At 46.3% G+C, this 708-nt stretch carries 1 protein-coding gene; it reads right to left on the bottom strand.

Annotated elements, in window-relative coordinates; all coding sequences use genetic code 11:
- Positions 1 to 115 precede the first annotated feature (115 nt).
- Positions 116 to 708 (bottom strand): ABC transporter permease (locus B4K20_RS00445; protein ID WP_289281466.1); only part of this gene is annotated, 593 nt, incomplete at its 5' end.

Genomic DNA, 708 nt, shown 5'->3' with positions numbered 1-708 from the left:
CAGCCTGAAGCGCCCACCAGCGTTATAAACTCCCCTGCTTTCACTGTCAGGTTGATATTTTCGAGCACCACATTATCGCCGTACTCTTTCCATAACTTTTTCAGTTCAATATTCTTCATTTAGCCCCTCCCTCTGTTTGCTGCCAGGGGAAGGCATATAAGGACAAACGACGTAATAGATAATCAGTCAGAAAGGCCAATAAGGTAATCCACAATACATAGGGCAAAATCACATCCATCGCCAGATAACGTCTGACTAAGAAAATACGATAACCAAGCCCTTCTGTTGCCGAGATGGCTTCTGCGGCAATGAGAAACAGCCAAGCCGCACCCAGGCTCAAACGCACAGCATCAATCAACTTTGGTAAGACCTGAGGCAGCACTACCCGCACAATCAATTGCCAGGTTGAGGCGCCTAGGGTTTGTGCCTTGATGATGAGTTCTTCAGGCAGGGCCATAACACGTAGCTGCACATCACGAATCAGAAAAGGCGTGATACCCAGTACGATTAAAGTAATTTTAGCGACTTCACCTAAACCAAAGATAATAAACAGGATAGGTAGAATGGCTAATGGCGGTACCAGTGATATGACGGTAACAACCGGTGCAAAACTGGCACGAAGTAAAGGGATAATGCCAATTAAAATGCCAACGACCAGACTGATAAGTGCACTGATACCCACACCGATCCCAAGCCGTTGCAAACTGT

The sequence above is a fragment of the Methylophaga sp. UBA5088 genome, from assembly GCF_002414625.1.
Classification (GTDB): Bacteria; Pseudomonadota; Gammaproteobacteria; order Nitrosococcales; family Methylophagaceae; genus Methylophaga; species Methylophaga marina.
The sequence above is the reverse complement of the archived record's forward strand: the minus strand, read 5'-3'. Positions and strand labels throughout refer to the sequence as shown.